This window comes from Halopelagius inordinatus (assembly GCF_900113245.1).
Lineage (GTDB): Archaea > Halobacteriota > Halobacteria > Halobacteriales > Haloferacaceae > Halopelagius > Halopelagius inordinatus.
Window position 1 is genome coordinate 273,305 of the sequence record NZ_FOOQ01000002.1, and the last position, 26,184, is coordinate 299,488.

At 67.6% G+C, this 26,184-nt stretch carries 28 protein-coding genes; 17 read left to right on the forward strand and 11 right to left on the reverse strand.

Going from position 1 to position 26,184, the window contains the following annotated elements; all coding sequences use genetic code 11:
• Nucleotides 1–138: 138 nt before the first annotated feature.
• Complete coding sequence (gene pccA, locus BM167_RS09105) at nucleotides 139–1,938, forward strand: propionyl-CoA carboxylase biotin carboxylase/biotin-carboxyl carrier subunit (RefSeq protein WP_092891707.1); 1,800 nt, start codon at nucleotides 139–141, stop codon at nucleotides 1,936–1,938.
• Between the two features lie 16 nt (nucleotides 1,939–1,954).
• Here the strand turns inward: pccA and BM167_RS09110 are convergent, their stop codons facing one another.
• The gene (locus BM167_RS09110; RefSeq protein ID WP_092891709.1) at nucleotides 1,955–2,512 is read right to left on the reverse strand and encodes a maltose acetyltransferase domain-containing protein; all 558 of its coding nucleotides are present in this window, start codon (nucleotides 2,510–2,512) and stop codon (nucleotides 1,955–1,957) included.
• Between the two features lie 164 nt (nucleotides 2,513–2,676).
• Between BM167_RS09110 and BM167_RS09115 the strand changes: the two genes are divergently transcribed.
• Complete coding sequence (locus tag BM167_RS09115; RefSeq protein ID WP_092891711.1) at nucleotides 2,677–3,639, forward strand: biotin--[acetyl-CoA-carboxylase] ligase; 963 nt, start codon at nucleotides 2,677–2,679, stop codon at nucleotides 3,637–3,639.
• 27 nt (nucleotides 3,640–3,666) lie between these two features.
• Here the strand turns inward: BM167_RS09115 and BM167_RS09120 are convergent, their stop codons facing one another.
• The 3 genes from BM167_RS09120 to BM167_RS09130 form a co-directional block, all read right to left on the reverse strand.
• Nucleotides 3,667–4,206 (reverse strand): universal stress protein, encoded by a 540-nt coding sequence (locus tag BM167_RS09120; protein ID WP_092891713.1) that lies wholly within the window; start codon nucleotides 4,204–4,206, stop codon nucleotides 3,667–3,669.
• 80 nt (nucleotides 4,207–4,286) lie between these two features.
• Nucleotides 4,287–5,300: an amidohydrolase family protein gene (locus BM167_RS09125; protein WP_092891715.1), complete on the reverse strand. Its 1,014-nt coding sequence runs from the start codon at nucleotides 5,298–5,300 to the stop codon at nucleotides 4,287–4,289.
• A gap of 73 nt (nucleotides 5,301–5,373) precedes the next feature.
• A complete protein-coding gene (locus tag BM167_RS09130; RefSeq protein ID WP_092891717.1) occupies nucleotides 5,374–6,600 on the reverse strand; it encodes an HD domain-containing protein in 1,227 nt (408 codons plus the stop codon).
• 197 nt (nucleotides 6,601–6,797) lie between these two features.
• Between BM167_RS09130 and cofD the strand changes: the two genes are divergently transcribed.
• The 6 genes from cofD (at nucleotide 6,798) to BM167_RS09160 (ending at nucleotide 11,149) form a co-directional block, all read left to right on the forward strand.
• Entirely contained in the window at nucleotides 6,798–7,790 is a 993-nt protein-coding gene (cofD, locus tag BM167_RS09135) for a 2-phospho-L-lactate transferase (RefSeq protein WP_092891719.1), read from the forward strand.
• Nucleotides 7,790–8,569: a tRNA-dihydrouridine synthase gene (locus tag BM167_RS09140; RefSeq protein ID WP_092891721.1), complete on the forward strand. Its 780-nt coding sequence runs from the start codon at nucleotides 7,790–7,792 to the stop codon at nucleotides 8,567–8,569. The genes cofD and BM167_RS09140 overlap by 1 nt, the downstream gene beginning before the upstream one ends.
• Nucleotides 8,566–9,411, forward strand: a complete 846-nt coding sequence (locus tag BM167_RS09145) for a triphosphoribosyl-dephospho-CoA synthase (RefSeq protein ID WP_092891723.1) — start codon at nucleotides 8,566–8,568, stop codon at nucleotides 9,409–9,411. The genes BM167_RS09140 and BM167_RS09145 overlap by 4 nt, the downstream gene beginning before the upstream one ends.
• A complete protein-coding gene (locus BM167_RS09150; protein WP_092891725.1) occupies nucleotides 9,408–10,094 on the forward strand; it encodes a DUF447 domain-containing protein in 687 nt (228 codons plus the stop codon). Before BM167_RS09145 ends, BM167_RS09150 begins: the two co-directional genes overlap by 4 nt.
• Nucleotides 10,095–10,158: 64 nt before the next feature.
• The gene (locus tag BM167_RS09155) at nucleotides 10,159–10,353 is read left to right on the forward strand and encodes a 30S ribosomal protein S17e (RefSeq protein WP_092891727.1); all 195 of its coding nucleotides are present in this window, start codon (nucleotides 10,159–10,161) and stop codon (nucleotides 10,351–10,353) included.
• A gap of 103 nt (nucleotides 10,354–10,456) precedes the next feature.
• Nucleotides 10,457–11,149 carry a glycerophosphodiester phosphodiesterase gene (locus tag BM167_RS09160; RefSeq protein WP_092891729.1) on the forward strand — a complete coding sequence of 231 codons (693 nt, stop codon included), beginning with the start codon at nucleotides 10,457–10,459 and terminating at the stop codon, nucleotides 11,147–11,149.
• Nucleotide 11,150: 1 nt separating this feature from the next.
• Here the strand turns inward: BM167_RS09160 and BM167_RS09165 are convergent, their stop codons facing one another.
• The 6 genes from BM167_RS09165 to BM167_RS09190 form a co-directional block, all read right to left on the reverse strand.
• Nucleotides 11,151–11,471: a DUF8022 family protein gene (locus BM167_RS09165; RefSeq protein WP_245781335.1), complete on the reverse strand. Its 321-nt coding sequence runs from the start codon at nucleotides 11,469–11,471 to the stop codon at nucleotides 11,151–11,153.
• Complete coding sequence (locus BM167_RS09170; protein WP_092891731.1) at nucleotides 11,468–13,012, reverse strand: acyl-CoA carboxylase subunit beta; 1,545 nt, start codon at nucleotides 13,010–13,012, stop codon at nucleotides 11,468–11,470. The genes BM167_RS09165 and BM167_RS09170 overlap by 4 nt, the downstream gene beginning before the upstream one ends.
• 126 nt (nucleotides 13,013–13,138) lie before the next feature.
• Entirely contained in the window at nucleotides 13,139–14,557 is a 1,419-nt protein-coding gene (locus tag BM167_RS09175; RefSeq protein WP_092891733.1) for a sodium-dependent transporter, read from the reverse strand.
• Between the two features lie 148 nt (nucleotides 14,558–14,705).
• Nucleotides 14,706–16,043: a sodium-dependent transporter gene (locus tag BM167_RS09180; protein ID WP_092891735.1), complete on the reverse strand. Its 1,338-nt coding sequence runs from the start codon at nucleotides 16,041–16,043 to the stop codon at nucleotides 14,706–14,708.
• Nucleotides 16,044–16,187: 144 nt separating this feature from the next.
• On the reverse strand, nucleotides 16,188–16,898 hold the full coding sequence (locus BM167_RS09185) for an SDR family oxidoreductase (protein ID WP_092891737.1): 711 nt from the start codon (nucleotides 16,896–16,898) through the stop codon (nucleotides 16,188–16,190).
• Nucleotides 16,899–16,956: 58 nt separating this feature from the next.
• The gene (locus tag BM167_RS09190) at nucleotides 16,957–17,913 is read right to left on the reverse strand and encodes an NADPH:quinone reductase (protein ID WP_092891740.1); all 957 of its coding nucleotides are present in this window, start codon (nucleotides 17,911–17,913) and stop codon (nucleotides 16,957–16,959) included.
• A gap of 189 nt (nucleotides 17,914–18,102) precedes the next feature.
• Here BM167_RS09190 and sucC point away from each other — a divergent pair, with 189 nt between their 5' ends.
• Together sucC and sucD are read left to right on the forward strand one after the other, a co-directional pair.
• The gene (gene sucC, locus BM167_RS09195) at nucleotides 18,103–19,248 is read left to right on the forward strand and encodes an ADP-forming succinate--CoA ligase subunit beta (protein WP_092891742.1); all 1,146 of its coding nucleotides are present in this window, start codon (nucleotides 18,103–18,105) and stop codon (nucleotides 19,246–19,248) included.
• Nucleotides 19,245–20,114 (forward strand): succinate--CoA ligase subunit alpha, encoded by an 870-nt coding sequence (gene sucD / locus BM167_RS09200; protein ID WP_092891744.1) that lies wholly within the window; start codon nucleotides 19,245–19,247, stop codon nucleotides 20,112–20,114. The genes sucC and sucD overlap by 4 nt, the downstream gene beginning before the upstream one ends.
• Before the next feature lie 41 nt (nucleotides 20,115–20,155).
• Here the strand turns inward: sucD and BM167_RS09205 are convergent, their stop codons facing one another.
• Complete coding sequence (locus BM167_RS09205; RefSeq protein ID WP_092891746.1) at nucleotides 20,156–20,467, reverse strand: hypothetical protein; 312 nt, start codon at nucleotides 20,465–20,467, stop codon at nucleotides 20,156–20,158.
• Nucleotides 20,468–20,588: 121 nt separating this feature from the next.
• Between BM167_RS09205 and BM167_RS09210 the strand changes: the two genes are divergently transcribed.
• The 7 genes from BM167_RS09210 to BM167_RS09240 all read left to right on the forward strand — a co-directional run bounded on the left by BM167_RS09210 (nucleotide 20,589) and on the right by BM167_RS09240 (nucleotide 26,181).
• Nucleotides 20,589–21,026, forward strand: a complete 438-nt coding sequence (locus tag BM167_RS09210; RefSeq protein WP_092891748.1) for a CBS domain-containing protein — start codon at nucleotides 20,589–20,591, stop codon at nucleotides 21,024–21,026.
• A 77-nt stretch (nucleotides 21,027–21,103) separates the two neighbouring features.
• Nucleotides 21,104–21,373: a HalOD1 output domain-containing protein gene (locus BM167_RS09215; RefSeq protein WP_092891750.1), complete on the forward strand. Its 270-nt coding sequence runs from the start codon at nucleotides 21,104–21,106 to the stop codon at nucleotides 21,371–21,373.
• Between the two features lie 191 nt (nucleotides 21,374–21,564).
• Nucleotides 21,565–22,653, forward strand: coding sequence for a DUF7350 domain-containing protein (locus BM167_RS09220; protein WP_092891752.1), 1,089 nt, complete (start codon nucleotides 21,565–21,567; stop codon nucleotides 22,651–22,653).
• A 50-nt stretch (nucleotides 22,654–22,703) separates the two neighbouring features.
• The gene (locus BM167_RS09225; RefSeq protein WP_092893043.1) at nucleotides 22,704–22,985 is read left to right on the forward strand and encodes a DNA-binding protein; all 282 of its coding nucleotides are present in this window, start codon (nucleotides 22,704–22,706) and stop codon (nucleotides 22,983–22,985) included.
• Nucleotides 22,969–24,393, forward strand: coding sequence for a hypothetical protein (locus BM167_RS09230; protein ID WP_092891754.1), 1,425 nt, complete (start codon nucleotides 22,969–22,971; stop codon nucleotides 24,391–24,393). The genes BM167_RS09225 and BM167_RS09230 overlap by 17 nt, the downstream gene beginning before the upstream one ends.
• Nucleotides 24,394–24,460: 67 nt before the next feature.
• Complete coding sequence (locus tag BM167_RS09235; protein ID WP_092891756.1) at nucleotides 24,461–24,784, forward strand: hypothetical protein; 324 nt, start codon at nucleotides 24,461–24,463, stop codon at nucleotides 24,782–24,784.
• An 86-nt stretch (nucleotides 24,785–24,870) separates the two neighbouring features.
• A complete protein-coding gene (locus BM167_RS09240; RefSeq protein WP_092891758.1) occupies nucleotides 24,871–26,181 on the forward strand; it encodes a 5'-deoxyadenosine deaminase in 1,311 nt (436 codons plus the stop codon).
• Nucleotides 26,182–26,184 lie beyond the last annotated feature (3 nt).

Here is a 26,184-nt window from a genome sequence, read left to right on the forward strand (position 1 = left end):
CGTTCAGAACGGTCCCGGCGACGCGCCCGAAGTAGGACGTTCGTCCAGACGCGGGCGGTCGTCGTTTCGACGGGCGTCGAACACCGCTCCGTGCGGAACCGATAGAATGAGGTGACGCGTTCCTGAATACGTGCGTAAATGTTCAGTAAGGTTCTCGTTGCCAACCGAGGAGAGATAGCCGTCCGCGTGATGCGGGCCTGCGAGGAGTTGGGCGTCCGCACCGTCGCCGTCTACAGCGACGCCGACAAACACGGCGGACACGTCCGGTACGCCGACGAGGCCTACAACGTCGGCCCCGCACGTGCCGCGGACTCCTACCTCGACCACGAGGCGGTCATCGACGCGGCGCGGAAGGCCGGTGCGGACGCCATCCACCCGGGGTACGGCTTCCTCGCCGAGAACGCCGAGTTCGCCCGCGAAGTCGAACAGACGGACATCAAGTGGATCGGTCCCTCCGCCGACGCGATGGAACGCCTCGGCGAGAAGACGAAGGCGCGCGCCCTGATGCAGGAGGCCGACGTGCCAGTCGTCCCGGGAACGACCGAACCGGTAGCGTCCGTCGAAGAGGTCAAGGACGTGGCCGAGGAGTTCGGTTACCCCGTCGCCATCAAGGCGGAGGGCGGCGGCGGCGGCCGCGGTCTGAAGGTCGTCCGAAACGAGGAAGAGGCCGAAGAGCAGTTAGAGACCGCAAAACGCGAGGGTGAGGCGTACTTCGACAACGCCTCCGTCTACGTCGAGAAGTACCTCGAATCGCCGCGACACGTCGAGGTGCAGATTCTCGCGGACGAACACGGCAACGTCCGCCACCTCGGCGAACGCGACTGTTCGCTTCAGCGCCGCCACCAGAAGGTCATAGAGGAGGCACCGTCGCCCGCACTCGACGACGACCTGCGCGAACGCATCGGCGAGGCGGCGCGCCGCGGCGTCCGCGAGGCGAAATACTACAACGCCGGGACGGTGGAGTTCCTCGTCGAAGACGGGGAGTTCTACTTCATGGAGGTGAACACCAGAATTCAGGTCGAACACACGGTCACCGAACAGGTGACGGGTCTCGACGTGGTGAAGTGGCAACTGCGCGTCGCCGCGGGCGAGGAACTCGACTTCGAACAGGACGACGTGGAGATAGAGGGCCACTCCATCGAGTTCCGCATCAACGCCGAGAAGGCGGACGAGGAGTTCGCGCCCGTGACGGGCGGTTCGCTCGAAACGTACGACCCGCCGGGCGGCATCGGCGTCCGCGTCGACGACGCTCTCCGGCAGGACGACGAACTCGTGACGGATTACGACTCGATGATAGCGAAACTCATCGTCACCGCCTCGGACCGCGAGGAGTGTCTCGCCCGGTCCGAACGCGCCCTCTCGGAGTACGACATCGAGGGCATCGAGACCATCGTCCCGTTCCACCGCCTCATGCTCACGGACGAGGCGTTCCTCGCGGGCGAACACACGACGAAGTATCTCGACGAGGAGTTAGACAGAGAACGAATCGCCCAAGCCGTCGAGAAGTGGGGTCCCGAAGAGCGAAGCGACGGCGAAGACGACGAAGAGGTGACCGAACGCGAGTTCACCGTCGAGGTCAACGGCAAGCGCTTCGAGGTGAGCCTCGAAGAACGCGGCGCGCCGGCCATCCCGACGCCGAGTGCCGCAAACGGCGGGTCGGCCACGCGTTCGCGCCCCGACGAGGCAACGAGCGACGACGGCGGCGAAGTCGAAATCGAGGGCGACGGCGAGCAGATTACCGCGGAGATGCAAGGGACCATCCTCTCCGTGGACGTCGAGAGCGGAGACGAAGTCGCCGCGGGCGACGTCGTCTGCGTGTTGGAGGCGATGAAGATGGAAAACGACGTCGTGGCCGAACGCGGCGGCACCGTCTCGCAGGTTCTCGTCTCGGAGGGCGAGAGCGTCGATATGGGCGACCCGCTCGTCGTCCTCGAATAGGGCTCCGACCGCGCTCTCAGTCTAACTCTTTCACCACTTTCGCGGGGTTGCCCCGCACGACGACGTTGTCGGGTACGTCTTCTGTTACCACCGCACCGGAGGCCACCACCGCGTCGTCGCCGACGGTCACGCCCGGATTCACCACCGCCCGCCCGCCGAACCACACTCTGTCGCCGACGGTGACCGGTTTCCCGTACTCCCGCCCGGCGGTTCGTTCCTCGGCGTCGAGCGGATGCGTCGCGGTGTAGACGTGGACGCCCGGCGCGAGCATGCAGTCGTCGCCGAACTCGACGGGACAGACGTCGAGGAAGACGCAGTCGAAGTTCGCGTAGAAGTCGTCGCCGACGGAGATATTGTCGCCGTAGTCGCACTTCAGCGTCGGTTCGACGGTGGGGTTCTCGCCCACCGCCCCGAACAGGTCTCTGAGTATCCGTTCGCGTTCGGCCCCGTCGTCGATTCCCGTCGCGTTGTAGCGTTCGGTCAGGCGGCGGGCCGCGCGCCGTTCCGCCACGAGCGTCTCGTCCGTCGGGTCGTACATCTCGCCCGCGAGCATCTTCTCTTTTTCCGAAGGCATCGTCTCTCCGCAGACGACCGACGGGCAGATAGCTCTTCGGAGGGGGCTCTCGCCACCGAGAGCGGAGGCAGTCGGGCCGGAGTCGCGTCCGAATCCGCGACGGCGCGCGGAACTCTCGGCTCGGAACCCCGAGATTCATCTCGGCGCGCCGGCTCTCTCCTCGTATGAACGACACGCGACGCGCTCTCCTCTCTGCGCTGTCGGACGGACCGGTCGCCGGGCCGGAACTCGCGGAGCGACTCGGCGTCTCCCGTGCGGCGGTGTGGAAACAGGTCGAATCACTCCGCGAGGACGGGTTCGGCGTCGAGAGCGGAGACGACGGCTACCGCGTGACCGACGTCCCGGAGTACGGCGAGTCGGCCGTCGCGTTCGGCCTCGACGCGCCGTTCGAGGTGGAGTACCACGACTCGCTCGGAAGCACCAACGACCGGGGGCGGGAACTCGCCGTCGCCGGCGCGTCGAACGTCGCCGTCGTCGCGAACGAACAGACCGGCGGCCGGGGCCGCCTCGAACGCGAGTGGACCGCACCTTCGGGCGGCGTCTGGGTGAGCCTCCTCGTTCGTCCGGACCAACCGCCCGCGCACGTCCCGGCGTTCACGCTGGCGGCGGCGGTGGCGACGACGCGCGCGGCACGCGAGGCGGGGGTTGACGCGCACATCAAGTGGCCGAACGACGTGCTCGTCGGAGACGTAGACGACGAGGACGCGGGGGAAACGGCGGGTCGCGGCGGGCGGAAACTCGCCGGGGTCCTCACCGAGATGGAGGGGGAGGCGGACCGAGTCTCCTGGGTCGTCGTCGGCATCGGCGTCAACGCGAACGTCGACGCCGCGGACCTCCCGCCGGGCGCGACGAGCATCCGTGCGGAGGCCGGCGACGTCTCTCGGCGCGCGTTCGTCCAGCGTCTGATCGAGGAGTTTCACGCGCTTTCCGAGGACACGGAGGCCGTCCTCCCGGCGTGGCGCGAGTACAGTTCGACGCTCGGACGGCGAGTGCGCGTCGAGACGCCCGGCGGAACGGTGGAGGGTGAGGCGATAGACGTGCGGTTCCCCGGCGCGTTGGTCGTCCGGACCGACGACGGCGAGACGGTCGTCCACGCGGGCGACTGCGAGCATCTCCGCTCGACGTAGCGCGGCCCGACGTCGCTCTCGACTCCGTCAGTCGGCTTCGACGCCGGACCCCGATTCGCGTTCGCCCTCGACGCCCTCCTCCTCCGCGCGACTCGCCGCCCGCCCCGTCTCCTCGCCGTCGCCGACGTCCGCGCCGACTCTGACGGTGAGGACGGGGACGTTCGAGGCGCGGATGACCTTCTCCGCGACGCTTCCGAGCAGTAGCCTGTCGAGTCCGCCGCGGCCGTGCGTCCCCATCACGACGAGGTCACAGCCCTCCCGTTCGGCGTACTCGACTATCTCGCGACTCGGAGAGCCGTCTATGATTTTCGTCTCGGCGGGGATGTCCGCGTCGGTGGCGATACGTCTCACCTCCGCGACTGCCTCCTCCGCGTCGGCGCGGAGCATCTCGTCTAACCCCTCCCACGACGACTCCATCGGAAGCCCGGCGAAACTTCCGCTGTTTACGACGTAGAGCGCGTGGACGGTCGCCCCGTGAACGTCCGCGAGACGAACCGCGTGTTCGACGACCCGTTCTGACCCCTCCGAACCGTCCGTCGGAACGAGTATCCGGTCGTACATCACCATTGTTAACTCGTACCAAACTCGGTCGGTCACGGTCTTAACTGTTCGTGCCGACGGGTTCGAAACGAAGTACCCGCGACCGACTACAGAAGCACGTCTTTCACGTCGTCGACGCCCGCACGGCGGACGACGGCGCGGACGACGTCCCGCGCCCCCGCGAGGTTGTCGGAGTCGCCGTCCAACACGAGGAGTTTCGCCTCCCGGCCGGGTTCGACGCATCCGTAGTCGAGTCCGGCGACGTCCGCGCCGTTTACCGTCGCCATCTGCAGGACTTCCCGCGCCGACACGTCGCCGAGTTTCGCGGCGAACTCCATCTCGCGGAACATCGACGGCGAGTTCAACATGACGTTGTCCGTCCCGAGGGCGACGGTGGTTCGGTCCGCCAACTCCCGCATCGGCGGGACGCCCACGCCGGTGACGAGGTTCGACCGCGGGCAGACGACGACGGGCACCCCGCCGTCCTCGATGCGGTCGAGGTGGACGGGTTCCGGGTGGACCACGTGGACGAGGAAGTCCGGCGCCAAATCCAGTGCGGGGTCGATGTCGTGTGAGTCGCGTTCCCCCGCGTGGATGCCGAACAGTTTGCCCTCCTCGCGCGTCGCGTTCCGCGCCCGGTCGAAGTCGCCGTCTCGCGCGCCCGACGCGCCGAACCCGTCGGCGTCCCGCATCGCGTCGACGGTTTCGCGGCCCAACACGACCGGGTCGATGTCGAGTCCGGCCGTCGCCTCGCGGATGAGTTCGACGCCCTCGACGCCGCCCTCGCGGAACTCGACGCACGTCGCCGTCCCCGACGACTCCATGAACCGAAGCGACCGGCGCATCGCCTCGATTTTCTCCTCGCGACTCGCCTCTCGCAGGAGACGGTGTTTCAGGCCGTCCGGCGGCGCGACCAGTTCGTCCAAGGAGAGTCCCGCACCGGCCTCCTTGGCTATCGAGTCGCCGATGTGCGTGTGCGCGTTGACGAACGCGGGAAGGACGATGTCGTCCGAGTCGACGTCCGCCTCTTCGACGGCGGTTATTCGGCCGTCTTCGACGACGACGCGGCCCTCCACCGGTTCGAGCGCCCGTCCGCGGAGAACGGTCCCCTCGACTATCATGGCCGAGTGTCCCGCGGGAAGCGGCTTGAATCTCTCGAACCGTCCCGCCCGTCGTCGTCTCGTTTCGCCGCGGTCACTCCGAGAACTCGTCGAGTGTCGCGGTGACGCCGTGTCGAACGTCGGAGACGAGTGCGCCGTCCGCGTCGAGTTCGAGCACGGACGCCGCCGCCCGTCCGACGGCGTCCGTCTCCTCGCCGGGGGCGTAGACGCCGAGTCGCCACTGCTGTCGTTGGGCGGTCCGCAACGCGGAGACGAGAGGCGACTGCTTGCCGAGGCGTCGCATCTCCCCGCCCACCATCACCCGCGTCGTCGACTCGGTCATCGACGGGCGGCCGGGAACGTCCACGATGACGGACCCCCGTTCGACGCCCGCCCGGTCCGCGATTCGGCGTTCGAGTTCGTCTACCTCCTCGTGGTCCGCGTCCACGACGTGGTCCGGGACGTCCCCCATCTCGGCCCACACCGCGCGCTTGAACAGGTCGCGGCAGTCGAGTCTGCGGGCGAACGCCTCCGTCTCGGGCGTCGTGCGGAGCGACGCGATGAGGTCCGTGTCGTCCATCCGCCGGAGTTCCGCCGCCGTCAGGTCGGGTTGGTCGAGCAGTCGTTCCGCCGCGCGGCGCAGCATCGCCTTCGAGATGCGGGCGACGTGGTGTTGGTAGACGGTCGGATTCATCAGGGCGCGCGCCAGCAAGAGGCTCTCCGCCGTCTGGACGTTTCCCTCGTCTAAGACGAGTTCGTCGTCGACGAAGGTGAGTTCCCGAATCAGTCGTTCGTGGTCGATAGTGCCGTACGGGACGCCCGTGTGGTGGGCGTCGCGGACGAGGTAGTCCATCCGGTCGACGTCGAGTTCGCCCGAGACGAGTTGGCCGTACTTCCCGCCGCCCGCGACGAGTTCCGCGACGCGCGAGGGATCGAGGCCGTTGGCGCGGAGTACCTCCCCCACCTCGCCCGCGGCGAGGAGTTCCTCGACGTCGTCGTGGTACTTGCCGGTGTGGCGGTGCGTGACCGACTCGACGTTGTGACTGTACGGGCCGTGTCCCACGTCGTGAAGGAGGGCCGCCGCGCGGATTCGTTCGCCTCTGATACCGTCGATGCCGAGGTGGTCGAGGGCGCGAGAGGCGAGGTGGTAGACGCCCAACGAGTGCTCGAAGCGCGTGTGGTTCGCGGAGGGGTACACCAACTGCACCGTCCCCAACTGCCTGATGTGGCGGAGTCGCTGGACCTCCTCGGTGTCCAACAGGTCCTCCGCGACGCCCACGACTTCGATGTGGTCGTGGACGCTGTCCTTGATGGTCGTCATACCGGAGGTTCGACCGCCATCGGATAAAAGGCTCAGGGCGACCGGAGACATATCGGCACCGTCCGAGGCCGGACACGCCCGCGCCCAACGTCCGGACGAATGTCAAGACGAGAGGGGTATAACGGCCCGTTTCTCCGGTCGGTCGTCGGAGGAGAGACGAGGCAACTTTCAAACCGCCGGTCGCCGTACCGCGGAGCATGACTACCTTTCTCGCCGGGGGGACGGGGACGCCGAAGTTGCTCGACGGCGCACCCGGCGTCTTCGACCCCTCCGAGACGACAGTCGTCGCCAACACGGGCGACGACGTGGAACTCGGCGGGCACCTCGTCTGTCCGGACGTGGACACGGTGTTGTTCCACGGCGGCGGCGTCCTCGACACCGACCGGTGGTGGGGTATCGACGGCGACACGACTGAAACCGACGGCGAACTGCACCGACTCGCCGCGGCCGCGGGGGTAGAGAGCGGCCCGCGATATCTCTCCGACGAGGCCCAGACCGCCGGTCGGACCATCGCGCGGTGGCGACGGTTCTCCGGCGTCGCGGAGTTCATGGAGATAGGCGACAGGGACCGGGCCGTCCACATCACCCGAACCTCTCTGCTCGACGAGGGCCGCACACTCACCGAGGTGACGCGGACGCTGGCCGAGGCGTTCGGTCTCGAAATCGACCTCCTCCCCATGAGCGACGACCCCGTGGCGACCATCGTCCACACCGACGAGGGCGAGATGCACTTTCAGGAGTACTGGGTCCACCGCCGCGCAGACCCGGCGGTGGAAGGCGTCGAGTTCCGCGGCGCGGACGAGGCGACGGAGACGGAGGCGGTACTCGACGCGCTTTCGGACCCCGTCGTCGTCGGCCCGTCGAACCCCGTCACCAGCATCGGACCGATGCTCTCGCTTCCGGACTTCGAGGCGAAACTCCGCGAGACGCCCGTCGTCGCCGTCTCGCCGTTCGTCGAAGACGAGGTGTTCTCCGGCCCGGCGGCGGAGTTGATGCGCGGCGTCGGGTACGAGGCGTCCACGGCGGGCGTCGCGGAGGCGTACCCCTTCGCGGACGCGTTCGTCGTAGACGACGAGGACGGCACCGAACTCGACCGACCGGTCGTTCGGACGGACACGCGAATCGACGGGGCCGAGGACGCCGCGCGCGTCTGCCGGGCCGTCCGCGAGGCGTTGGAGGTGGTGACGTAGTGTTCGAACCGCGCGTCGCCCTCGCGAGTCTGAGCGGCGAGTCCGACGCCGAGTGGGCGCGCGCCGGTGCCGACGACGCGGGCGCGGCGTTCCTCGGCGGCATCGCCCTCGACGGGGACTCCCGCGCCGCCGCCCGGGAACTGGTCGAACGCGACAGAGCGGAGTTTCTCCCCGAAGACCCCCTCGCGTTCGTCGCCGCCGAACTCGACTCACTCGCGGACGCGCCCGTCCGACCGGCGGTGAACGTCCGAAGCACGACGCTCGCCCCCGTCAGAGAGGCGGCGCGACTCTGCGCCGACCGAGACGCGATTCTCGAAGTCAACGCCCACTGCAGGCAGGCGGAACTCTGCGCCGTCGGATGCGGCGAGAGTCTCTTGAGAGACACCGAGAGACTCGGCGAGTACGTCGCCGCCGCCGCCGAGGAGGGAGCCGACGTGAGCGTGAAAGTCCGCACGGAAGTCGAGGGCGTCGATCTCGTCGAGACGGCGCGCGCAGTCGAGTCGGCGGGTGCCGAGGCCGTCCACGTCGACGCGATGGACTCCGAACCGGTCGTTCGAGACGTGGTGGAGGCCGTCCCCGACCTATTCGTGATAGCGAACAACGAGGTGCGGGACCGAGAGAGCGTCCGGGAGTATCTCGACTACGGCGCGGACGCGGTGAGCGTCGGCCGACCGAGCGCCGACCCGCGCGTCCTGCGACGCGTCCGCGACGCCGTCGAAGAGTGGTTCGCGGAGTCCGCCGGGTCCGAGGAGTCGAACGCGGACGAGGTGTCGAGATGACCGCCCCGGGCGACCGAACGCCCGCCGAGAACGCCCAACTGGCGCTTCTCCTCGACGTTGCCGGGACGCCGAAGCCCGGCAACGTGGACCGCGAACGCGATTTAGGCGACCTCAGGTTCGAGCACTTCCTCGCGGGTGCGGTGGGGTCCGGCGAGGGCCTCCGCCGGGCGGCGTCGGGCGCGCCGGTCGGTGTCGCCTTCGAACGCGCGGTGGCCGGGATGAGTCGGCAACGCGGCGGGAACACCCAGTTCGGCTGTCTCCTCCTCCTCGTTCCCCTCGTCCGCGCCGCGGCCGACGGGTCGCTCTCGCCGTCGGGCGCGACGGCGGTGGCGGAGGCGACGACAGTCGCGGACGCGGTGGACTTCTACCGCGCGTTCGAACACGTCGACGTGGCCGTCGAGGACCCCCCGGAGGACGCGACCGACCTCGACGTCCGCCGCGGCGGCGACGCGGCGCCGACGCTCAGGTCCCGGGGACTCACGCTGTTCGACGTGATGGACCTCTCGGAGGAAGACGGCAACGCCCGCGAGTGGACGGGCGGGTTCGCGCGAACGTTCGACGCCGCCGCGTCGATGCTCGACGACGACGGCCCCGCGCCCGACAGGGTGGCGCGGGCGTTCGTGGAGTTGCTGGCCGACGAGGAAGACACGCTCGTGCGGACGAACCACGGCCCCGAAGTGGCCGCGGAGGCGCGCCGCCGGGCGGCCGAGGCGCAGGGGGACCAAGAGGCGGTGGCCGAACTCGCCGCGGAGTTCGTCGCCGAGGGAATCAACCCCGGAACGACCGCAGACATCGCCTGCGCGGCGACGTTCGTCGCCCTCGAACGGGGGATGCCGGTGTGAGAGGCGACCGAAACGGGTCGGAGGACGACGAGAGGACTCCAGAGGGGTGGCCGGTCGAACTCCGAGGGGTCACGGAGTCCGTGGTGACGACGCTCGGACCGAACGACCTGTGGAACGCCGCGGCCCTCGGACTGCACGCGCCCGACGGCGGCGAGAACGATGGAGACGCCGAGGACGCGGTCACTGCGACGACGTGGGGGAACACTCGGACGCGCCGGAACTTCCACCGGCGGGGCGGCGGCGTCGTGCAGTTCGTCTCGGACCCGCGGACGTTCGTAGACGCCGCGATGACGATAACGGAGGCGGAGTCGCCCGTCGTGGACGGCGCTCACGCGTGGGTCGAAGTCGAGACAGAGCGCATCGACGAGGGCGAATCCGGCGGGACGCGGTGGGAAGAGTGGGAACTCCGTCCCGTCGAGTCCGAAATCCGCTCGGAGACGGTGCCGACGATAAACCGCGGGTTCGCCGCCGTCGTGGAGGCGACGGTGGCCGCGTCGCGCCTCGACGTGCCCGCGTACGACACCGAAGAACTCCTCTCTCGACTTCGGTATCTCGCGGAGGTGGTCGAAACGTGCGGCGGCGCGCCGGAACGAGAGGCGTTCGCTACCGTCGACGAGGTGTCGGGGTGGCGCGGCCGTCTCGACGGCGTCGGAGACGGCGACCCGTGCGACGAGAACCCGTGACAATCGACGGCGACGGCGGGGGCGGAACGAATCGTTTTAGTGCGCGCTGACGGAATCGTCGGACATGGCAATCAAGCCCAAGTACGTAAAGCAGCTCGGCAACGTGCTGTTGGAGGAGTATCCGCAGGCGTTCAACACCGACTTCGAGACGAACAAAGACAGCGTCGACAAACTGACAAACGTGGACTCGAAGGGCGTCCGCAACCGAATCGCGGGCTACATCACGCGGAAGAAGGGCGCTCCGCAGCAAGCGGCGTAACTCTCTGAATCCTCTCTCTACGTACGCCTCCGCCGCCAGCCGCCGCTCTCTGCGGGCCTCGTCGCGCGCCGGTCTTTTGTCGCTTCGGCGCTCTAGCTTCGCCGTGAATATCATCGCGCATCGGGGATACGCCGCGCTCTATCCCGAGAACACCGTCGCCGCCGTCCGCGCGGCGTCCGCGGGTACCGCGGGCGACGGGCGGGTTCCGCCCGCCGACCTGATAGAAATCGACGTTCGGCGCTGCGCGACGGGCGAAATCGTCGTCTACCACGACGAGGGACTGGAGAAACTCACCGGCTACGAGGGGCTCGTCGCCGAGACGCCGCTCTCGACGCTCCGGACCCTGACGATACTGGACTCCGAGGAGTCGATTCCGCTCCTCGAAGAGGTGTTGGACGCCGCGGACCCCGAGACGCCGCTCGTCGTCGAACTCAAACACGCGGGGATGGCGCGGGAGGTGGCCGCCGCCTGCGAGGCGGCCGAAAACGACGCGGTTCTCTCTTCGTTCTTCGAGGGCGTGCTTCGGGAGTGCGCGTCGGTCTCTGCGCTCCCGCGCGCGCTCGTCTTCGATAGCGACTGGGACGCGTCGCTCTCGACGGCGAGAGAGTTGGGATGCAACTACGTCAACGCCGAGTACCACCTCCTTCTCGGTCACGAAGAGCGAATCAGCGCCGCGCAGGACGCCGGGTTCGAGGTGAACGCGTGGCACGTCACCGACGCCGACGCGGCGTCGCGACTCCGACGGCACGGAATCGACGGCATCGTGGTGGACGACCCGACCGGACTCGACCTGTAGGTCAGAACCGGTCGGCGCGGGCGGCGGCGGCCCACGCGTTCGTCGGCGCGCCGTCTGGGACGCGCGCGGACCGGCCCGAGACGCCTTCGAGTCGCCCGGCGAACGCCCACCGCTTGCCGTCCCACGTCTCCGCGTCGTCGCCTGCGGCCGCCGCCGCGGCGAGTTCGCCGTCGCGGATGTGAGCGGCCACCGCCGCGGCGATGGCCGCCGCCTCCGCGTCGTCGGCATCGTCGGGGACGGAGAGTCCCGCCGCGACGTCCGAGACGGTCACCTCGCCGTCCGCGCCGGCGTCGGCGTCGCCGTCCGCGCTCCGACCGCTCATATCGGGATGTTGCCGTGTTTCTTGTCCGGCAGGTCGGAGCGTTTCGTCTTCAGCATCTCCAGGTCAGAGACCAACCGAGAACGGGTCTCGGTCGGCGCGATGACGTCGTCGAGGTAGCCGCGGTCCGCCGCGGTGAACGGGTTCGCGAACTCCTCGCGGTACTCCGCTATGAGTTCATCGCGGCGGGCGTCGGGGTCGTCTGCCGCCTCCAGTTGGTCGCTGTAGAGGATGTTGACCGCGCCCTGCGGCCCCATGACGGCGATTTCGGCCGTCGGCCACGCGTAGTTCACGTCCGCGCCGAGATGCTTCGACGCCATCACGTCGTACGCGCCGCCGTAGGCCTTCCGCGTGATGACCGTCAGAAGCGGCACCGTCGCCTCGGAGTAGGCGTACAGCAGTTTCGCGCCGTGACGGATGATGCCCCCGTGTTCTTGGTCCGTCCCCGGGAGAAAGCCCGGCACGTCCACGAACGTCACGATGGGGACGTTGAACGCGTCGCAAAAGCGGACGAACCGCGAACTCTTCTCGGAGGCTTCGATGTCCAGCGTTCCGGCGTTGACGCGCGGTTGGTTCGCGACGACGCCGACTGAGTGACCGTCGAGGCGAGCGAACCCCACGAGCATGTTCTTCGCGAAGTCCTCTTGGACCTCGAAGAACGACCCCTCGTCTAGGACGCCGCCGACGACGTCGCGCATGTCGTAGGGCTTTCGCGGTTGGTCGGGGACGACGCTTTTGAGCGACTCGTCCGCGCGGTCCGGGTCGTCCCACGGTTCGACGCGCGGGGGGTCCTCGACGTTGTTCGGCGGGAGATACGAGAGGAGGCGTCGAATGTCGTCTAACGCCTCCTCCTCGGAGTCGCAGGCGAAGTGCGCCACCCCGGAGGTAGACGAATGCGTCGTCGCGCCGCCGAGTTCCTCGAACGTCACCTCCTCGCCCGTTACGGTCTTTATCACGTCCGGTCCGGTGATGAACATGTGGCTGGTGTCTTTCACCATGAACGTGAAGTCGGTGAGGGCGGGCGAGTAGACGGCCCCACCGGCGCACGGCCCCATGATGGCCGAAATCTGCGGGACGACGCCCGACGCTTCGGTGTTGCGGCGGAATATCTCGCCGAATCCGCTGAGCGATTGGACGCCCTCTTGGATGCGCGCGCCCGCGGAGTCGTTCAGCCCGATGACGGGCGCGCCGACTTCGACGGCTTTGTCCATCACCTTACATATCTTCTCGGCCATCACCTCGCCGAGAGACCCGCCGAAGACGGTGAAGTCGTGCGCGAAGACGAACGTCTTGCGGCCGTCGACTTCGCCGTACCCCGTCACGACGCCGTCGCCGGGCAACTGCTTTTCCTCCATCCCGAACTTGTGGTTTCTGTGCGTTCGGAACTGGTCGAACTCCTCGAACGTCCCGTCGTCGAGGAAGTAGTCGATACGCTCGCGGGCGGTCATCTTGCCCTTGTCGTGTTGGGACTCGATTCGGGCGTCGCCGCCGCCCTTCCGGGCCCGTTCGCGCTTTGCTTCGAGTTCGTCGATTCGGTCCTCCATCGTCACGTCGGACCACCTGCGTTCATTGTCACGAACGACCGCACGAAGTGCAAAAGGGTTTCCGTTATGGACAAACCGAGGTTCGACAGGCGTCGAAAACCGACGGCAGAGCGGGCCGACGACCGGTCAGGCCGCCTCGGGTTCGCCGCGGACGCCGGCGAAGATGACCACGGCGAGGGCCGCGGCGGTTGCGACGGTGGGCCAAAAGCCGAGGCGGGCGTCCATCCCGAACGTCGTCAGGAGCGTGAACACGAGGAAGACGGGCAGGAGAGCGCCGACGGCGAAGAGCCACGGCGTCGAGAGCGCCGTCGCCACCCCTCCCGCGCCCGAGCGGAACTCGTCGAGAGCGTCGCGGCCCATGACCCAACCGACGAAGACGAGAAAGCCGGTCAGACCGGCCGTCAGGAGAATGTCGACGAGGGTTCCCGCGACGAAGCCGAATATCGCCGGGTCGAGCGCGCAAACCGACCCGGTGACGGCGACGACGGAACCGACGCCGGCGACTGCGGTGCGGCGTTCGACGCCGTACTCGTCGACGAGGAACGCGACGGGTATCTCCAGCATGCTGATGGAACTCGAAAGCGCGGCGAGGGTGACGACGGCGAAAAAGGCCGTCGCGATGAGGACGCCGCCGGGGAGTTGCGAGAACGCGCCCGCCAGTCCGACGAACAACGCGCCCGCGCCGGTTCCGGTTTCGCCCGGCGAGATGCCGAGCGAGAACAGAAGCGGGAAGACGACGAGTCCGGCGAGGACGCCGACTGCGGTGTTGAGGAGGGCGATGGTCGTCCCGTCGAACGCCAGCGAACGGTCCTCGTCGACGTAGGATGCGTAGGTGACCATCGTCCCCGCGCCCAAAGAGAGAGTGAAAAGCGCCTGTCCCGCCGCCGGGCCGAGGACGCCGAAGAAGTTCTCGCGAACCGTCGCGGCGTCGAAGCGGAGGTAGAACGCGTACGCGTCGGCCGCGCCCGACTGGGTTCCCGCCCACACCGCCAGTCCGACGAGGAGGACGAGGACGGCGGGCATCATCACTTTCGTCCCGAGTTCGATGCCGCGGCGGACGCCCGCGAGGACGATTATCGCGGTGAGCGCCAAAAATAGCACGTGAAAGCCGACGGCGTCGAGTCCGGCGGAGACGCCGCCGAAGTACTGTCCCGGGTTCGCGAAGTACGTCGGTCCGGTCCCCGCGAGTGCGAGGCTACTCTCGACGAAGTACCGCAGTATCCACCCGCCGACGACGCTGTAAAACGAGATGAGCGCGATTGCGGTGACCACGTAGAACAGCCCCCACGCGCCCCAGACGTTCGACCCCGAGAGCGACCGAAGCGCGCCCGCGGGACTCCGATTCGCTCGCCGACCGATGACGAACTCGCCGAGCAGACCGGGGACGCCGACGAGCAAGACGATGCCGAGATAAACCGCGAGGAACGCGCTACCACCGTTTTCGGCGGCGACCCACGGGAACCGCCAGATGTTCCCGAGACCGACCGCGCTTCCCACGGCGGCGAGGATGAAGCCGATTCGTGTCGCCCACGTCTCTCGTGTCATTGGGTCGCACTCCCATCTTGGCGGTAAAGTGACTTTCGGACCGAAGATTCGTCAAACCGCTATTGTAACGGTTTTTAACCGGCTAACGCGCCGCTATCGGTGTCGGACGAAACGGCCGACGACGGAGGCTGCCGACGATTCGTAGGCGTCAGAGCGGCGGGACGATGGCCGGTTCGGAGCCGAGGAACAGCGTCTGGATACCGAGCGCCAGCGTTCCGAGGACGGCGAGGATGACGACGACGCGAACCATCCAGAGCCACGTCGTTCCGAATCCGTCGCCGAGGCTCGACCCCTTCATCACTTCCGAGAGCGCTTCGCCGCCCAGTATCCATCCGACGAACACGAGGACGAGAAGCACCGAGACGGGGAGCAGCAGTTGGTACGCGAGCGTGTCGAACCACCCGAGCCACGCGGTGTCGAACGCGGATGGGAGGCCGAGGAGGAACAGACCGACGCCGATGGCCGTCGCCGTCGGCGCGCGGCCCACGTCGTAGTTGTCGATGATGTAGGAGGTGACGACTTCCAGCAGGCTGATGGCCGAGGAGAGCGCCGCGATGAGGACGACGAGGAAGAACACGACGCCGACTGCGCGGCCGGCGGGGATGTTGGCGAACGCGCCCGCGATGCTGACGAACACCGCGCCCGGCCCCGAGGTGTTCGGGTCGATGCCCTGCGCGAACAGCAGGGGGAACACGACGAACCCGGCGAGGACGCCGACGAACGTGTTCAGCACGACGATGGTGCTGCCGTCGGCGACGAGACTGTCCTCACCGTCGATGTAGGAGGCGTACGTTATCATCGCGCCCATCCCGAGCGACAGCGAGAAGAACGCCTGTCCCACGGCGAACGGGACGATGTCGCCGATGTTGCTCATCAACGCGCCGAAGTCCGGCGAGAGGAAGTAGTCGTACCCCGCGCCCGCGCCGGAGAGCGTGGTTCCGTACGCCGCCAGTCCCAGCAGGATGACGACGATGGAGGGGACCATCACCTTCGTCGCCTTCTCGATGCCGTCCTCGATGCCGAGGGCGACGATGAAGATGCAGAGGAACATGAAGACGGCGTGAAGCGCCACGGCGTCCAGACCCGCCGACACCGCGCCGAAGTAGGCCGCGGAGTCGGTGAAGTACGCGCCCGTGGCGCTTCCCCAGATGTACCGAATCACCCATCCGCCGACGACGCTGTAGTACGACAGAATCCAGAACCCGGTGAAGAGTCCCAACGCGCCGACGAAGCGCCACTGTCGGTATCCGAGATTACCGAAGGCGCTGACGGCGTTGAGTTTCGCGCGCCGTCCGATGACGAACTCCGCGAGGATGGCCGGTAGCCCGATTCCGAACACGGCGATGAGGTAGACGACGAGGAAGGATGCGCCCCCGAACTGCGCCGTTTTGAACGGGAACTGCCAGATGTTCCCGAGGCCCACGGCGGACCCGACGGCTGCGAGGATGAACCCTGCCCGCGTCGCCCACGTCTCTCGTTCACTCATGTCCCTGAACGGTACCATCCGTACAATTGAAAAACGGCCCGATTTTCGCCCGAATAATCGATAATAAATGAACACAGTAACGGCGTCTGATAAGGGCCCGTGACGAACGTCGAACGCCGGGCGGCGAGAGGCCCCAGTCGTCGCTCAGGCCTCGCCGTAGACGGGTACCGCCGCGCCCGAGGTGACTTCCGCGGCGTCCGAGCAGAGAACGGCGACGACGCGCGCTATCTGTGCGGGTTCGACCCACGAGTCGTGGTCGGCGTCGGGCATCATCGCGCGGTTCGCGGGCGTGTCGATGACGCTGGGCATCACCGCGTTGGCGCGAACCGTCCCGAGGTTCTCCTCGGCTATCGTCTCGGTGAGGAGGCGCACGCCCGCCTTCGACGCGCGGTAGATGCCGTCACCTTCGCCCCCCTCCAGCGACGAACGCGCGGAGACGGAGACGATAGCGCCCTCCGTCTCTCGGAGGCGCGGAATCGCGTGTTTCGACGCGAGGAACATCGTCTTGAGGTTCACGTCGAAGAGGAAGTCGAACGTCTCCACGTCCGCCTCGTCTATCTGCGTGCCGCCGCGCCATGTCCCCGCGACGTTTGCGAGATAGTCGAGTCGCCCGTGGTCGTCCACTACCTCCGCGACGACGCGGGCCACGTCGTCTTCGTCGGTGAAGTCTCCCTCGTAGAACTCGATGTCTCCCGTCGGGTCCAACGCGGAGTCCTCGTCGTCCGGCGCGACGACGTCCGCCGCGGCGACTGTCGCGCCCGCGTCCCGGAACGTGCGCGCGATTGCGCTTCCGAGAGCACCGCTCGCACCGGTCACCAACGCCACCGTCCCGTCGAAGTCGAATTCGACTGACATACCGCTAGATGGCTCGCGAGTGACATAAATCGGCACGACGCCTCTGGGCTGTCCGTTCTCAGGTCGTGAGGACGAGTTTCCCGAGGAAACTATCTTCGAGAACCGCCCGTTGGGCTTCGGCGGCGTCTTCGAGAGCGTACGTCTCGTGGACGACCGGTTCGACGTCGCCGCGTTCGAGAAGCGACGCGAGACGGGTCAAGACGGCGTCTTTCTCCGGCGTGTTGTACATCGTCATGAACTGATAGCGCAGTTCCTTCCCCTTCGTGACGCCGATGTTCGAGAAGCCGCCCTCCCCGGTATCGTTACCGATGCCGACGATGCGTCCCCCCGTGGCGGCGACGTCGGCGTTGAACTGCAGGTAGCGGTCCATGTGCGTGTCGAGAATCACGTCCGGTGCGCCCGCGGCGGTGACGGCGTCCGCCAAGTCGTCGCGGCGGTAGTCGAACGCCTCGTCCGCGCCGAGTGCGCGCACGTCGCCGTGGAACTCCTCGGAGGCGGTGGCGAGAACCCGCGCGCCCATCGTCTCCGCGAGTTGGACCGCGACGTGGCCGACGCCGCCGCTTCCGCCGTGGACGAGAACCGTCTCTGCGGGTTCGACGCCCGCGTGGTGGACGAACGCCTGCCACGCCGTCGTCCCGACCAAGGCGAGGGCCGCGGCGTCCTCGAAGGAGACGCCGTCGGGGACGTGGGCGAGAAAGTCCGCGGGCGCGGCGACTTCCTCGGCGTACGTGCCGGACATCCCGTTGCCGAGTCCGGTGCCGTAGACGCGGTCACCCGCCTCGAAGCGTTCGACGCCGTCGCCGACGACGACGACGGTTCCCGCGAGGTCCGACCCGGGAACGAAGGGGAGATGCGGCACCGGATACGCCCCCTCTCGGAAGTAGGTGTCCACCGGGTTGACGCCGATAGCCGCGACATCGACGAGAACCTGTCCCGGTTCGACGTCGGGCGTCTCCGCGTCGTCGACTGTCAGTACGTCCGCGCCGCCGTGTTCGTGAAATCTGACTGCGTGCATCGTCGTTCGTTGTATCGGTTGGGAACCGTGATAAATACGGAGGCGACGGCGGCGTTCGGAGACGGAGAACGCGTCGGAATCCCGTGAGAGATTGGCCGCCCGCCCTCGGAGTCGGAGCAAGCTACGGGGGGTACTTTCGGACGCAGATGAACGGGATTTAAGCGCGTGCCCCGCCCTGCCACGGATGGAATGAAGCTTCACGAATATCAGGCGAAGGACCTCTTCGCCGAGGCCGGGATTCCGGTGCCCGAGTCCCGCCTCGCGTCGTCTGTCGACGAGGTCATGGATGCCGTAGAGGATATCGGTTACCCCGCGGCCATCAAGGCGCAGGTTCACGTCGGCGGACGCGGCAAAGCCGGCGGAATCAAGATAGCGACGGACGAAGGCGAGGCCCGCGAGGCCGCAGAGGACATCCTCGGCATGGACCTGAAAGGGTACACCGTCGAGGAGGTTCTCGTCGAGGCCGGAGTGGACTTCGAGAACGAACTGTACGTCGGCATCACGATGGACCGCGGCGAGGGGAAACCCGTCGCGATGGTCTCGACGGAAGGCGGCGTCAACATCGAGGAAGTCGCAGAGGAGACGCCCGAAGCCATCGCCCGCGAACACATCGACCCCGCGTTCGGCCTGCATCCGTACCAGGCCCGCAAGGTGGTCTTCGAGGCGGGCATCCCGGACGACGTGGCGATGGACGTCGCGTCGTTCCTCTCGACGCTGTACGACCTCTACGAGGAGAACGACGCCTCGGACATCGAAATCAACCCCGTGATGATAACCTCGGACCGCGACGTCGTCGCCGCCGACGCCGTCATGAACATCGACGACGACGCCCTGTTCCGACACCCGGACCTCGCGGAGATGGAAGAGGACGCCTACCAGAACGACTTAGAGCGGAAAGCCGGCGAGTACGGCTTCGACTACGTCCGCCTGTCGGGTAACGTCGGCATCATCGGCAACGGTGCCGGTCTCGTGATGACGACGCTCGACCTCGTGGACCACTACGGCGGCACGCCCGCGAACTTCCTCGACATCGGCGGCGGCGCGAAGGCCGAACGCGTGACACAGGCCCTCGACATGGTGTTCTCCGACGACAACGTCGATGCGGTCGTGTTCAACATCTTCGGCGGCATCACCCGCGGCGACGAGGTGGCCAAAGGTATCAACGAGGCCCTGGAGCAGTTCGACGAGATTCCGAAGAAAGTCGTCGTGCGACTCGCGGGCACGAACGCGGAGGAGGGCATGGAGATTCTCAACACGGACCTCGTCGAGGTGGAGAAGACGCTCGAAGACGCGGTGCAACGCGCCGTGCAGAACGCAGAGGAGGCAAGCCAATGAGTATCCTAGTCGACGACGACACTCGCGTGGTTGTACAGGGCATCACCGGCGGGGAGGGCAACTTCCACACCCAGCAGATGATGGAGTACGGAACGAACGTGGTCGCCGGTGCCGTCCCCGGCAAGGGCGGCCAAGAGGTCGAAGGCGTCCCCGTCTACGACACCGTCCACGAGGCCGTCCGCGAGGAGGACGCCAACGCCTCCGTCGTGTTCGTCCCGCCGGCGTTCGCCGGCGACGCCGTCTTCGAGGCTCTCGACACGGACCTGGAGTTCGTCGTGGCCATCACCGAGGGCATCCCGACGCAGGACATGGCCAAGGTGAACAAGCGACTCTCCGAAGTTGACACCCGCTTGCTCGGCCCCAACTGCCCCGGTATCATCACGCCCGGCGAGGCCAAACTCGGCATCCTCCCCGGCAACATCTTCGAGGCCGGTAACGTCGGTCTGGTCTCTCGGTCGGGGACCCTGACGTACCAGGTCGTTTCGAACCTCACCGACCGCGGCATCGGTCAGACCACCGCCGTCGGTATCGGCGGCGACCCCATCATCGGCACCTCCTTTATCGACGCCCTCGAACTGTTCGAGGCCGACAAAGACACCGACGCCGTCGTCATGTGCGGCGAAATCGGCGGCGAGGACGAAGAACAGGCCGCGAAGTACATCGCCCAGAACATGGACACGCCCGTCGCGGGCTTCATCGCGGGCCGCACCGCGCCGCCGGGCAAGCGCATGGGCCACGCGGGCGCTATCGTCTCCGGGTCCGGAACCGGCACCGCGGAGTCGAAGATATCGGCGCTCAACGACGCGGGCGTCCCCGTCGGCGACACGCCGAGCGAAGTCGCAGAACACGTCGAAGACTTCCTGTAGCGACGCCGCGTTCTCCGCTCTTCGCTTCTTTTCTCTCCGTCTCAGTCGTCCGCGTTGAGCGTCGAGAGACAGGCCCCGCAGTACGACGCGTACCGCGGGTTCGGCGCGCCGCAGGTGTCGCACGCCACCGTCTCGGCCGCCCGTCTGCCGCCGTCGCTCACCGCGGGCGTGAACGGGGCGCGTCTCCGCGTCCCTCCCGTCTCGTCGCCGTCGTCCATCCGGTCGAGAACGCTCTCGACGAGGCGGTCGTCTCGCAGGGCTTCGAGTCCCCGGAGGAGGCCGACGAAGAGGAGAGAGGGCGCGACGACGCAGAACGCCGCCACGAGGAGCCGAAACGCCACCTCTACGTCCATGACCCGGGTACGGAGTCGACGACCTTACTTCTGCTGTGAGTCGGCTCCGGAGAGTGTGCGAACGTCGGATAATTCTCCGATAGCGTAGTTTTATCATCTATCTCGGATTCGGTGTCGAACGATGCTCGTGAGAGACGTGATGTCGAAACCGGTCGTCACCGTCGCCGTCGACGCCGCCCTCGACGCGGCGGCAAAGCGCATGCTCGACGCGGACGTCGGGAGCGTCGTCGTCGAGTCCGACGGCGTTCCGGTCGGCATCCTCTCGGAGTCGGACGTGTTGACCGCGGGCGTCAACACCGGCCGACCCCTCTCCGGGGTGTCGGTCAGAGCGGCGATGTCGGCTCCGCTCACGCGAACGCGGCCGACGGCGACGGTTCGGTCGGCGGCCGAGACTATGCGTCGGGAGAACGCGAAGAAACTCCTCGTCGTCGACGGAACCGACCTCGTGGGCGTACTCACCCTCACGGACGTCGTCTGGAACCTCTCGGACCTCCGGCGCGAAGAACGACGGAAAGCCGACGCGCGGTTCGAGTGGCGCCACGACGAACGGTTCAAGTGACGATATACGGGTAGGTCAGAAACCGTATATTGCGGCGGTTACAGGGTTTATATTCGGCCATCCCCTGCAGACGTACCATGCAAGAAGAACTACGCCTCCCCCCGACTCGGGGCTCTCTCGCCACCACTCTCGTCTCTCTCGTCGCCGACGTCTCCGGAACCGACGCCGTGGACCTCCCCCCCTTGGCGGCGGTGGTCGACCCCGACGCGCTCGGCGACCTGATCGACGGCCCGTCGGCGGTCGACGACCTCACCGTCTCGTTCGACTACGCGGGATTCCGCGTCCTCGTCCGCGGGAACGGACGAATCCACCTGACCGAGGCGGACGCGATTCCGCAACGGAACTGACGGCGACCTGTTCCGCCGGTCGCAGTCGCCACGGGCTCGAATCGGCGTCTCCCGCGCCGTCCGTCGCGAGAGACGCGACTCGTCGTCGCTTCGGTCCGCGAGTCGAACCGCACGCCGCGTTCGCAAGCGTCATCCCCGTCGGACCGCAAGAGGACGCATTGGCGTCGCTCGGCGCCGTGGATGTCGAATCAATGTCACCGAATCTCTCCCGTCGCGACGTGCTCGGGGCGCTCGGAGCGGGGTCGCTCGTCGGCGCCGCGGGCTGTCTCGGAACGCTCGGCTTCGAGACGCAGTCCGCGTGGCGCGACCCGCCGTTGGTCGAGAACCGCCCTGACGCCGTCTACCGCCCCGCCCTCACCGAGGGGATGAAGACGTACGGGACGACGACTGCGGGCCCCTACGGCGTCGCGTTGACGTACTCGTACCCGCACCGCTTTTGGACGCTCACCGGCACCGAACTGTCGAAAACCGTCGTGGGGGCGCAGGACTCGCTTCACCTCATGGTCTCGCTTTGGGACCGCGAGACGCGCACCGTTCTCCCCGTGGACTCCGGCGTCGGCATCGAGATAACGCGAGACGGCAGTCTCGTCACCGAGGAACTCGCCTACCCGATGCTGTCTCAACAGATGGGTCTGCACTACGGGTCGAACTACGTCTTAGACGGCGAGGGCGAGTACGAGGCGACGGTGAGCGTCGGCGGCGTCTCCCTCGACCGGACGGGGTCGTTCGCCGGGCGTTTCGACTCGGCGGAGCGCGCCTCGCTTTCGTTTACGTTCGATACGGACGACCTGTCCGACGTTCCGCTGACCCGTCTCGACGACGCCGGCGAACGCGGGGCGGTCGAACCGATGGAGATGGAGTTCCCCGTCGGCGTCGCACCGGACGCCGAGAGCCTCCCGGGACGCCACCTCGGGCGGGCGACGAGCGGTGACGCCGTCTTGCACGCGTTCGCCATCGACGACGCCGACGCCGGACGGTTCGGAGACTCCGGCGGCACCTACCTCTACCTCTCGGCGCGCACGCCGTACAATCGAATCACGCTGCCGACGATGGGGGTGACCGCCGCGCTGACTCGCGACGGAGAGACGGCCTTCGAGGGGACGCTCTCTCGGACGCTCGACCCGGAACTCGGCTATCACTACGGGGCGAGCGTCGGCGAGGTTCGCGACGGCGACACGCTCGACGTGAGCGTGGACGTGCCGCCGCAGATTTCCCGCCACGACGGCTACGAGACGGCGTTTCTCGACATGCCCCCGGTCACGTTCGACGCGGGGGAGTGAGAGCCGCCGACCCGACGGCCCGCCGCGGGCGACCCACGACCACTCAAACCATGACGGAGACGACGAACACGACGACGGACGCACCCGAGGAAGCGACCGGCACCGGCGAGTTCGCGTGCCGAACGTGCGGTCGGACGTTTCCGACCGACAGACTTCACGTCCTCCACCGGGGGGTGCGCCACCCGGACGACCTGACGGCCGAAGAGCGCGAATCGTACCGCGAAGCGTACCTCGCCGAGGAATCGGAGATTCGGTCGTTCCGAATCCGCGCGCTGGGTATGCTCGTCGTCCTCTACTTCGGCTTTCTCATCGTCTATGCTCTCGTCGCGTGACCGCCGCGTCGGCCGCGCCCTCGCGTGCTGTCTCGCCGTCGTCGGAACGCTCCTCCTCGCGGAGGGCGTCTCCGCCAGCAACGCCGCCGTCGGCCTGCAGGGGGCGTCCAGAGACGCGCTCTCGATTCCGCGGTGGCTCTACGTCGCCACCGGCGGCGCGACCGTCGGCGCGTCGGCCCTTCTGGCCAGTTTCGTCACGGACCGGCGGTTCGTCCGCGACATCCACCGGAGTCATCGCGATTTCGGCTTCGAGACGCTCTACCGCGGCGGCGTGGTCGCACTGCATCTCCTCGGACTCGCCCTGCTCGGACTCGTCGTCTACAGCGGTCTGACCGGCCCGCAGGTTCCGACCGTCAACTTCGCCATCGTCCTCGTCTTCGCGGGCGTCCGGGCGGGACTGACGATGTTCACCTACCTCGTCGGCGACGTCTGGTCGGCGCTGAACCCGTGGCGAACCGTCGCGACGCGCCTCCCGAACGGCTTTCTCGACTACCCGGCTCGGTTCGGACGGTGGCCCGCAGTCGCCGCGCTGCTCGGATTGGTCTGGATGGAGACGACGACGGGAATCACCAGTCGGCCGAGACTGCTCGCTCTCGTCGTCGTCGCCTACTCGGCGGTGACGCTCTCGGGCGCTCTCGCCGTCGGCGCGGAGACGTGGTTCCGAAACGTCGACCCGGTCTCGGCGTTCTTCCGGTTCTACGGCCGCGTCGCCCCGTTCTCGTGGACCGAGGGTGGCCTCCGCGCCCACCTCCCGGGGATGCGCCTCGTCGCGGGCGACGGGGAGAGTCGCGCGGAGGGGTTGGCCTCCGGACTCGACGACGTGGCGATAGCCGTGGCCCTCGTCTGGGAACTCACCTACAGCGGATTCGTGACGACGGAGCAAGGCGCGCGGTTCGTCCGCGCCGCAGTCGGCGTCGGCCTCCCGCCTCTCGTCGTCTACGGCGGCCTGTTCGTCGTCGGATTCCTCGCGTTCTACGGGGCGTATCTGCTGGCGTCCCGCGTCGCAGTCGGCCGACTGCGGACGCACCGCACCGCCCGCGAACTCGCGGTGGGATTCGCGCCGCCGCTTCTCGCCATCGCGGCGGGCTATCACCTCGCGCACTACTTCGGCTTCTTCGTCTCTCTGTCCCCGTCGCTCGTGGCCGTCCTCGCGTCGCCGCTCTCGCCGCCGGCGAACCCGTTGGTCCTGACGCTCCCGGCGTGGTTCAGCGCGCTGGACATCGTGTTCGTCCTCGGGGGACACGTGCTCTCTATCTGGGTGGCGCACTCGGTGGCCTACCGCCTGTTCCCGAGTCGGATGCAGGCCATCCGGAGCCAACTTCCCTTCGTGTTCGTCATGGTGGGCTACACCGCGGCGAGTCTCTGGCTGATATCGCTGCCGACGACGCAGCCACCGTTCCTGCCGTGAGCCGCCGTCTCCGACGGACGCCGATTAATGGCGATGTTTTTTAATCACGGACCGCCACGTCTGGGACATGGCAACGCGTGACTCCCGAAGTGGAGGACACGACGGCAGCACCCTTCCCGGCGCCCTTCCGTTCACGCTGCCTCGCGTGACTCGGTTGAGTTGGGAGTTGGGGTCGCGTACCGTCGAAGACGAGGAGTCGTCGCTCTACGACGAGTGGGAACGGACCGACTCCCAGTGGACGCTCTCGGTCCACAGGGTGACGAGTACGACGGTCCTGATTCGGGTCCGGACTCCGGCCGGTCGAGAGCGGTTCTACGGAGCCGCCGAGATGGACCTCGAATCGGCGCTTCCCGAACTTGCGACGTCGCCGACGTGGGAACGGACGGCGTAACGCCGGCCCCCCGACGAGAGACGTTTTCGCGTCCGAGCGAGAGTCGGAACCGATATCAACCAGACTCCCGACCGTGGTGAGGGAAGATGCTACTCGCCGGAACCGTCATCGCCAACTCCACGACCGTGTACGACGACGGCGCAGTCGTCGTCGAGGACGACCGCATCGTCGCCGTCGGCGACCGACGGGCGGTCGAAGACGCCCACCCCGACCGCGAGGTTCGGGAGTTCGACCTGTTGCTCCCGGGCCTCGTCGGAGGACACGTCCACTCCGTCCAGAGTCTCGGACGGGGCATCGCCGACGACACCTCGCTTTTGGATTGGCTCTTCGACCACGTCCTCCCGATGGAGGCGTCGTTGGACGCCGCGGGGATGCGGACGGCGGCCGAACTCGGCTATCTCGAACTGCTCGAAAGCGGGACGACGACGGTCGTAGATCACCTCTCCGTGGCCCACGCCGACGAGGCGTTCGAGGCGGCGGCCGAACTCGGCATCCGCGGCCGCCTCGGGAAGGTGATGATGGACAAGCGCGCGCCCGACGGACTCGCAGAGGACACAGACGCCGCACTCGCAGAGACCGAACGACTCGTCCGCGGGTACCACGGCGCGTGCGACGGGCGGATTCGCTACGCCGTCACGCCGCGGTTCGCCGTCAGTTGCACCGAGGAGTGCCTCCGCGGCGCGCGCGACATCGCTGACCGCTACGACGGCGTGACTATCCACACCCACGCGAGCGAGAACCGCGACGAAGTCGAAACCGTCGCCGAGGACACCGGCATGCGCAACGTCGAGTGGCTTCACGAAGTCGGTCTGACCGGCGAGGACGTGGTGTTGGCCCACTGCGTCTGGACCGAAGAGGAGGAACGCGAACTGCTGGCGGAGACTGGGACGAACGTCACCTACTGCCCCTCCTCGAACATGAAACTCGCCTCCGGCGTCGCGCCCATCGTCGACTACCTCGACCGAGATATCAACGTCGCTCTCGGCAACGACGGCCCGCCGTGCAACAACACGCTCGACCCGTTCACCGAGATGCGACAGGCGAGTCTCCTCCAGAAGGTCGAACATCTCGACTCGCAGGCGACGCCCGCGCGAGTCATCTTCGAGATGGCGACGATAAACGGCGCGAAGGCGGCCGGATTCGACCGCGTCGGCGAACTGCGCGAGGGGTGGAAAGCCGACATCGTCGCCCTCGATACGGACGTGACGCGCGCGACGCCGCTTCACGACGCCCTGTCGCATCTCGTCTTCGGCGCGCACGGCGACGACGTGGAGTTGACGATGGTCGACGGAGAGGTGGTGTACGACGAGGCGTTCGGCGGCCTCCAGACGGGCGACGCAGACGAGATACGGCGGCGCGCCCGGGCCGTCGAGTTCGACGGGAAAGCCGGACACTAAGCT

Coding starts and splice junctions, on each gene's coding strand:
- pccA (WP_092891707.1), top strand. CDS start 139: ATGTTCAGTAAGGTTCTCGTTGCCAACCGAGGAGAGATAGCCGTCCGC.
- BM167_RS09110 (WP_092891709.1), bottom strand. CDS start 2,512: ATGCCTTCGGAAAAAGAGAAGATGCTCGCGGGCGAGATGTACGACCCG.
- BM167_RS09115 (WP_092891711.1), top strand. CDS start 2,677: ATGAACGACACGCGACGCGCTCTCCTCTCTGCGCTGTCGGACGGACCG.
- BM167_RS09120 (WP_092891713.1), bottom strand. CDS start 4,206: ATGGTGATGTACGACCGGATACTCGTTCCGACGGACGGTTCGGAGGGG.
- BM167_RS09125 (WP_092891715.1), bottom strand. CDS start 5,300: ATGATAGTCGAGGGGACCGTTCTCCGCGGACGGGCGCTCGAACCGGTG.
- BM167_RS09130 (WP_092891717.1), bottom strand. CDS start 6,600: ATGACGACCATCAAGGACAGCGTCCACGACCACATCGAAGTCGTGGGC.
- cofD (WP_092891719.1), top strand. CDS start 6,798: ATGACTACCTTTCTCGCCGGGGGGACGGGGACGCCGAAGTTGCTCGAC.
- BM167_RS09145 (WP_092891723.1), top strand. CDS start 8,566: ATGACCGCCCCGGGCGACCGAACGCCCGCCGAGAACGCCCAACTGGCG.
- BM167_RS09155 (WP_092891727.1), top strand. CDS start 10,159: ATGGCAATCAAGCCCAAGTACGTAAAGCAGCTCGGCAACGTGCTGTTG.
- BM167_RS09165 (WP_245781335.1), bottom strand. CDS start 11,471: ATGAGCGGTCGGAGCGCGGACGGCGACGCCGACGCCGGCGCGGACGGC.
- BM167_RS09170 (WP_092891731.1), bottom strand. CDS start 13,012: ATGGAGGACCGAATCGACGAACTCGAAGCAAAGCGCGAACGGGCCCGG.
- BM167_RS09175 (WP_092891733.1), bottom strand. CDS start 14,557: ATGACACGAGAGACGTGGGCGACACGAATCGGCTTCATCCTCGCCGCC.
- BM167_RS09180 (WP_092891735.1), bottom strand. CDS start 16,043: ATGAGTGAACGAGAGACGTGGGCGACGCGGGCAGGGTTCATCCTCGCA.
- BM167_RS09185 (WP_092891737.1), bottom strand. CDS start 16,898: ATGTCAGTCGAATTCGACTTCGACGGGACGGTGGCGTTGGTGACCGGT.
- BM167_RS09190 (WP_092891740.1), bottom strand. CDS start 17,913: ATGCACGCAGTCAGATTTCACGAACACGGCGGCGCGGACGTACTGACA.
- sucC (WP_092891742.1), top strand. CDS start 18,103: ATGAAGCTTCACGAATATCAGGCGAAGGACCTCTTCGCCGAGGCCGGG.
- sucD (WP_092891744.1), top strand. CDS start 19,245: ATGAGTATCCTAGTCGACGACGACACTCGCGTGGTTGTACAGGGCATC.
- BM167_RS09205 (WP_092891746.1), bottom strand. CDS start 20,467: ATGGACGTAGAGGTGGCGTTTCGGCTCCTCGTGGCGGCGTTCTGCGTC.
- BM167_RS09210 (WP_092891748.1), top strand. CDS start 20,589: ATGCTCGTGAGAGACGTGATGTCGAAACCGGTCGTCACCGTCGCCGTC.
- BM167_RS09215 (WP_092891750.1), top strand. CDS start 21,104: ATGCAAGAAGAACTACGCCTCCCCCCGACTCGGGGCTCTCTCGCCACC.
- BM167_RS09220 (WP_092891752.1), top strand. CDS start 21,565: ATGTCACCGAATCTCTCCCGTCGCGACGTGCTCGGGGCGCTCGGAGCG.
- BM167_RS09225 (WP_092893043.1), top strand. CDS start 22,704: ATGACGGAGACGACGAACACGACGACGGACGCACCCGAGGAAGCGACC.
- BM167_RS09230 (WP_092891754.1), top strand. CDS start 22,969: ATGCTCTCGTCGCGTGACCGCCGCGTCGGCCGCGCCCTCGCGTGCTGT.
- BM167_RS09235 (WP_092891756.1), top strand. CDS start 24,461: ATGGCAACGCGTGACTCCCGAAGTGGAGGACACGACGGCAGCACCCTT.
- BM167_RS09240 (WP_092891758.1), top strand. CDS start 24,871: ATGCTACTCGCCGGAACCGTCATCGCCAACTCCACGACCGTGTACGAC.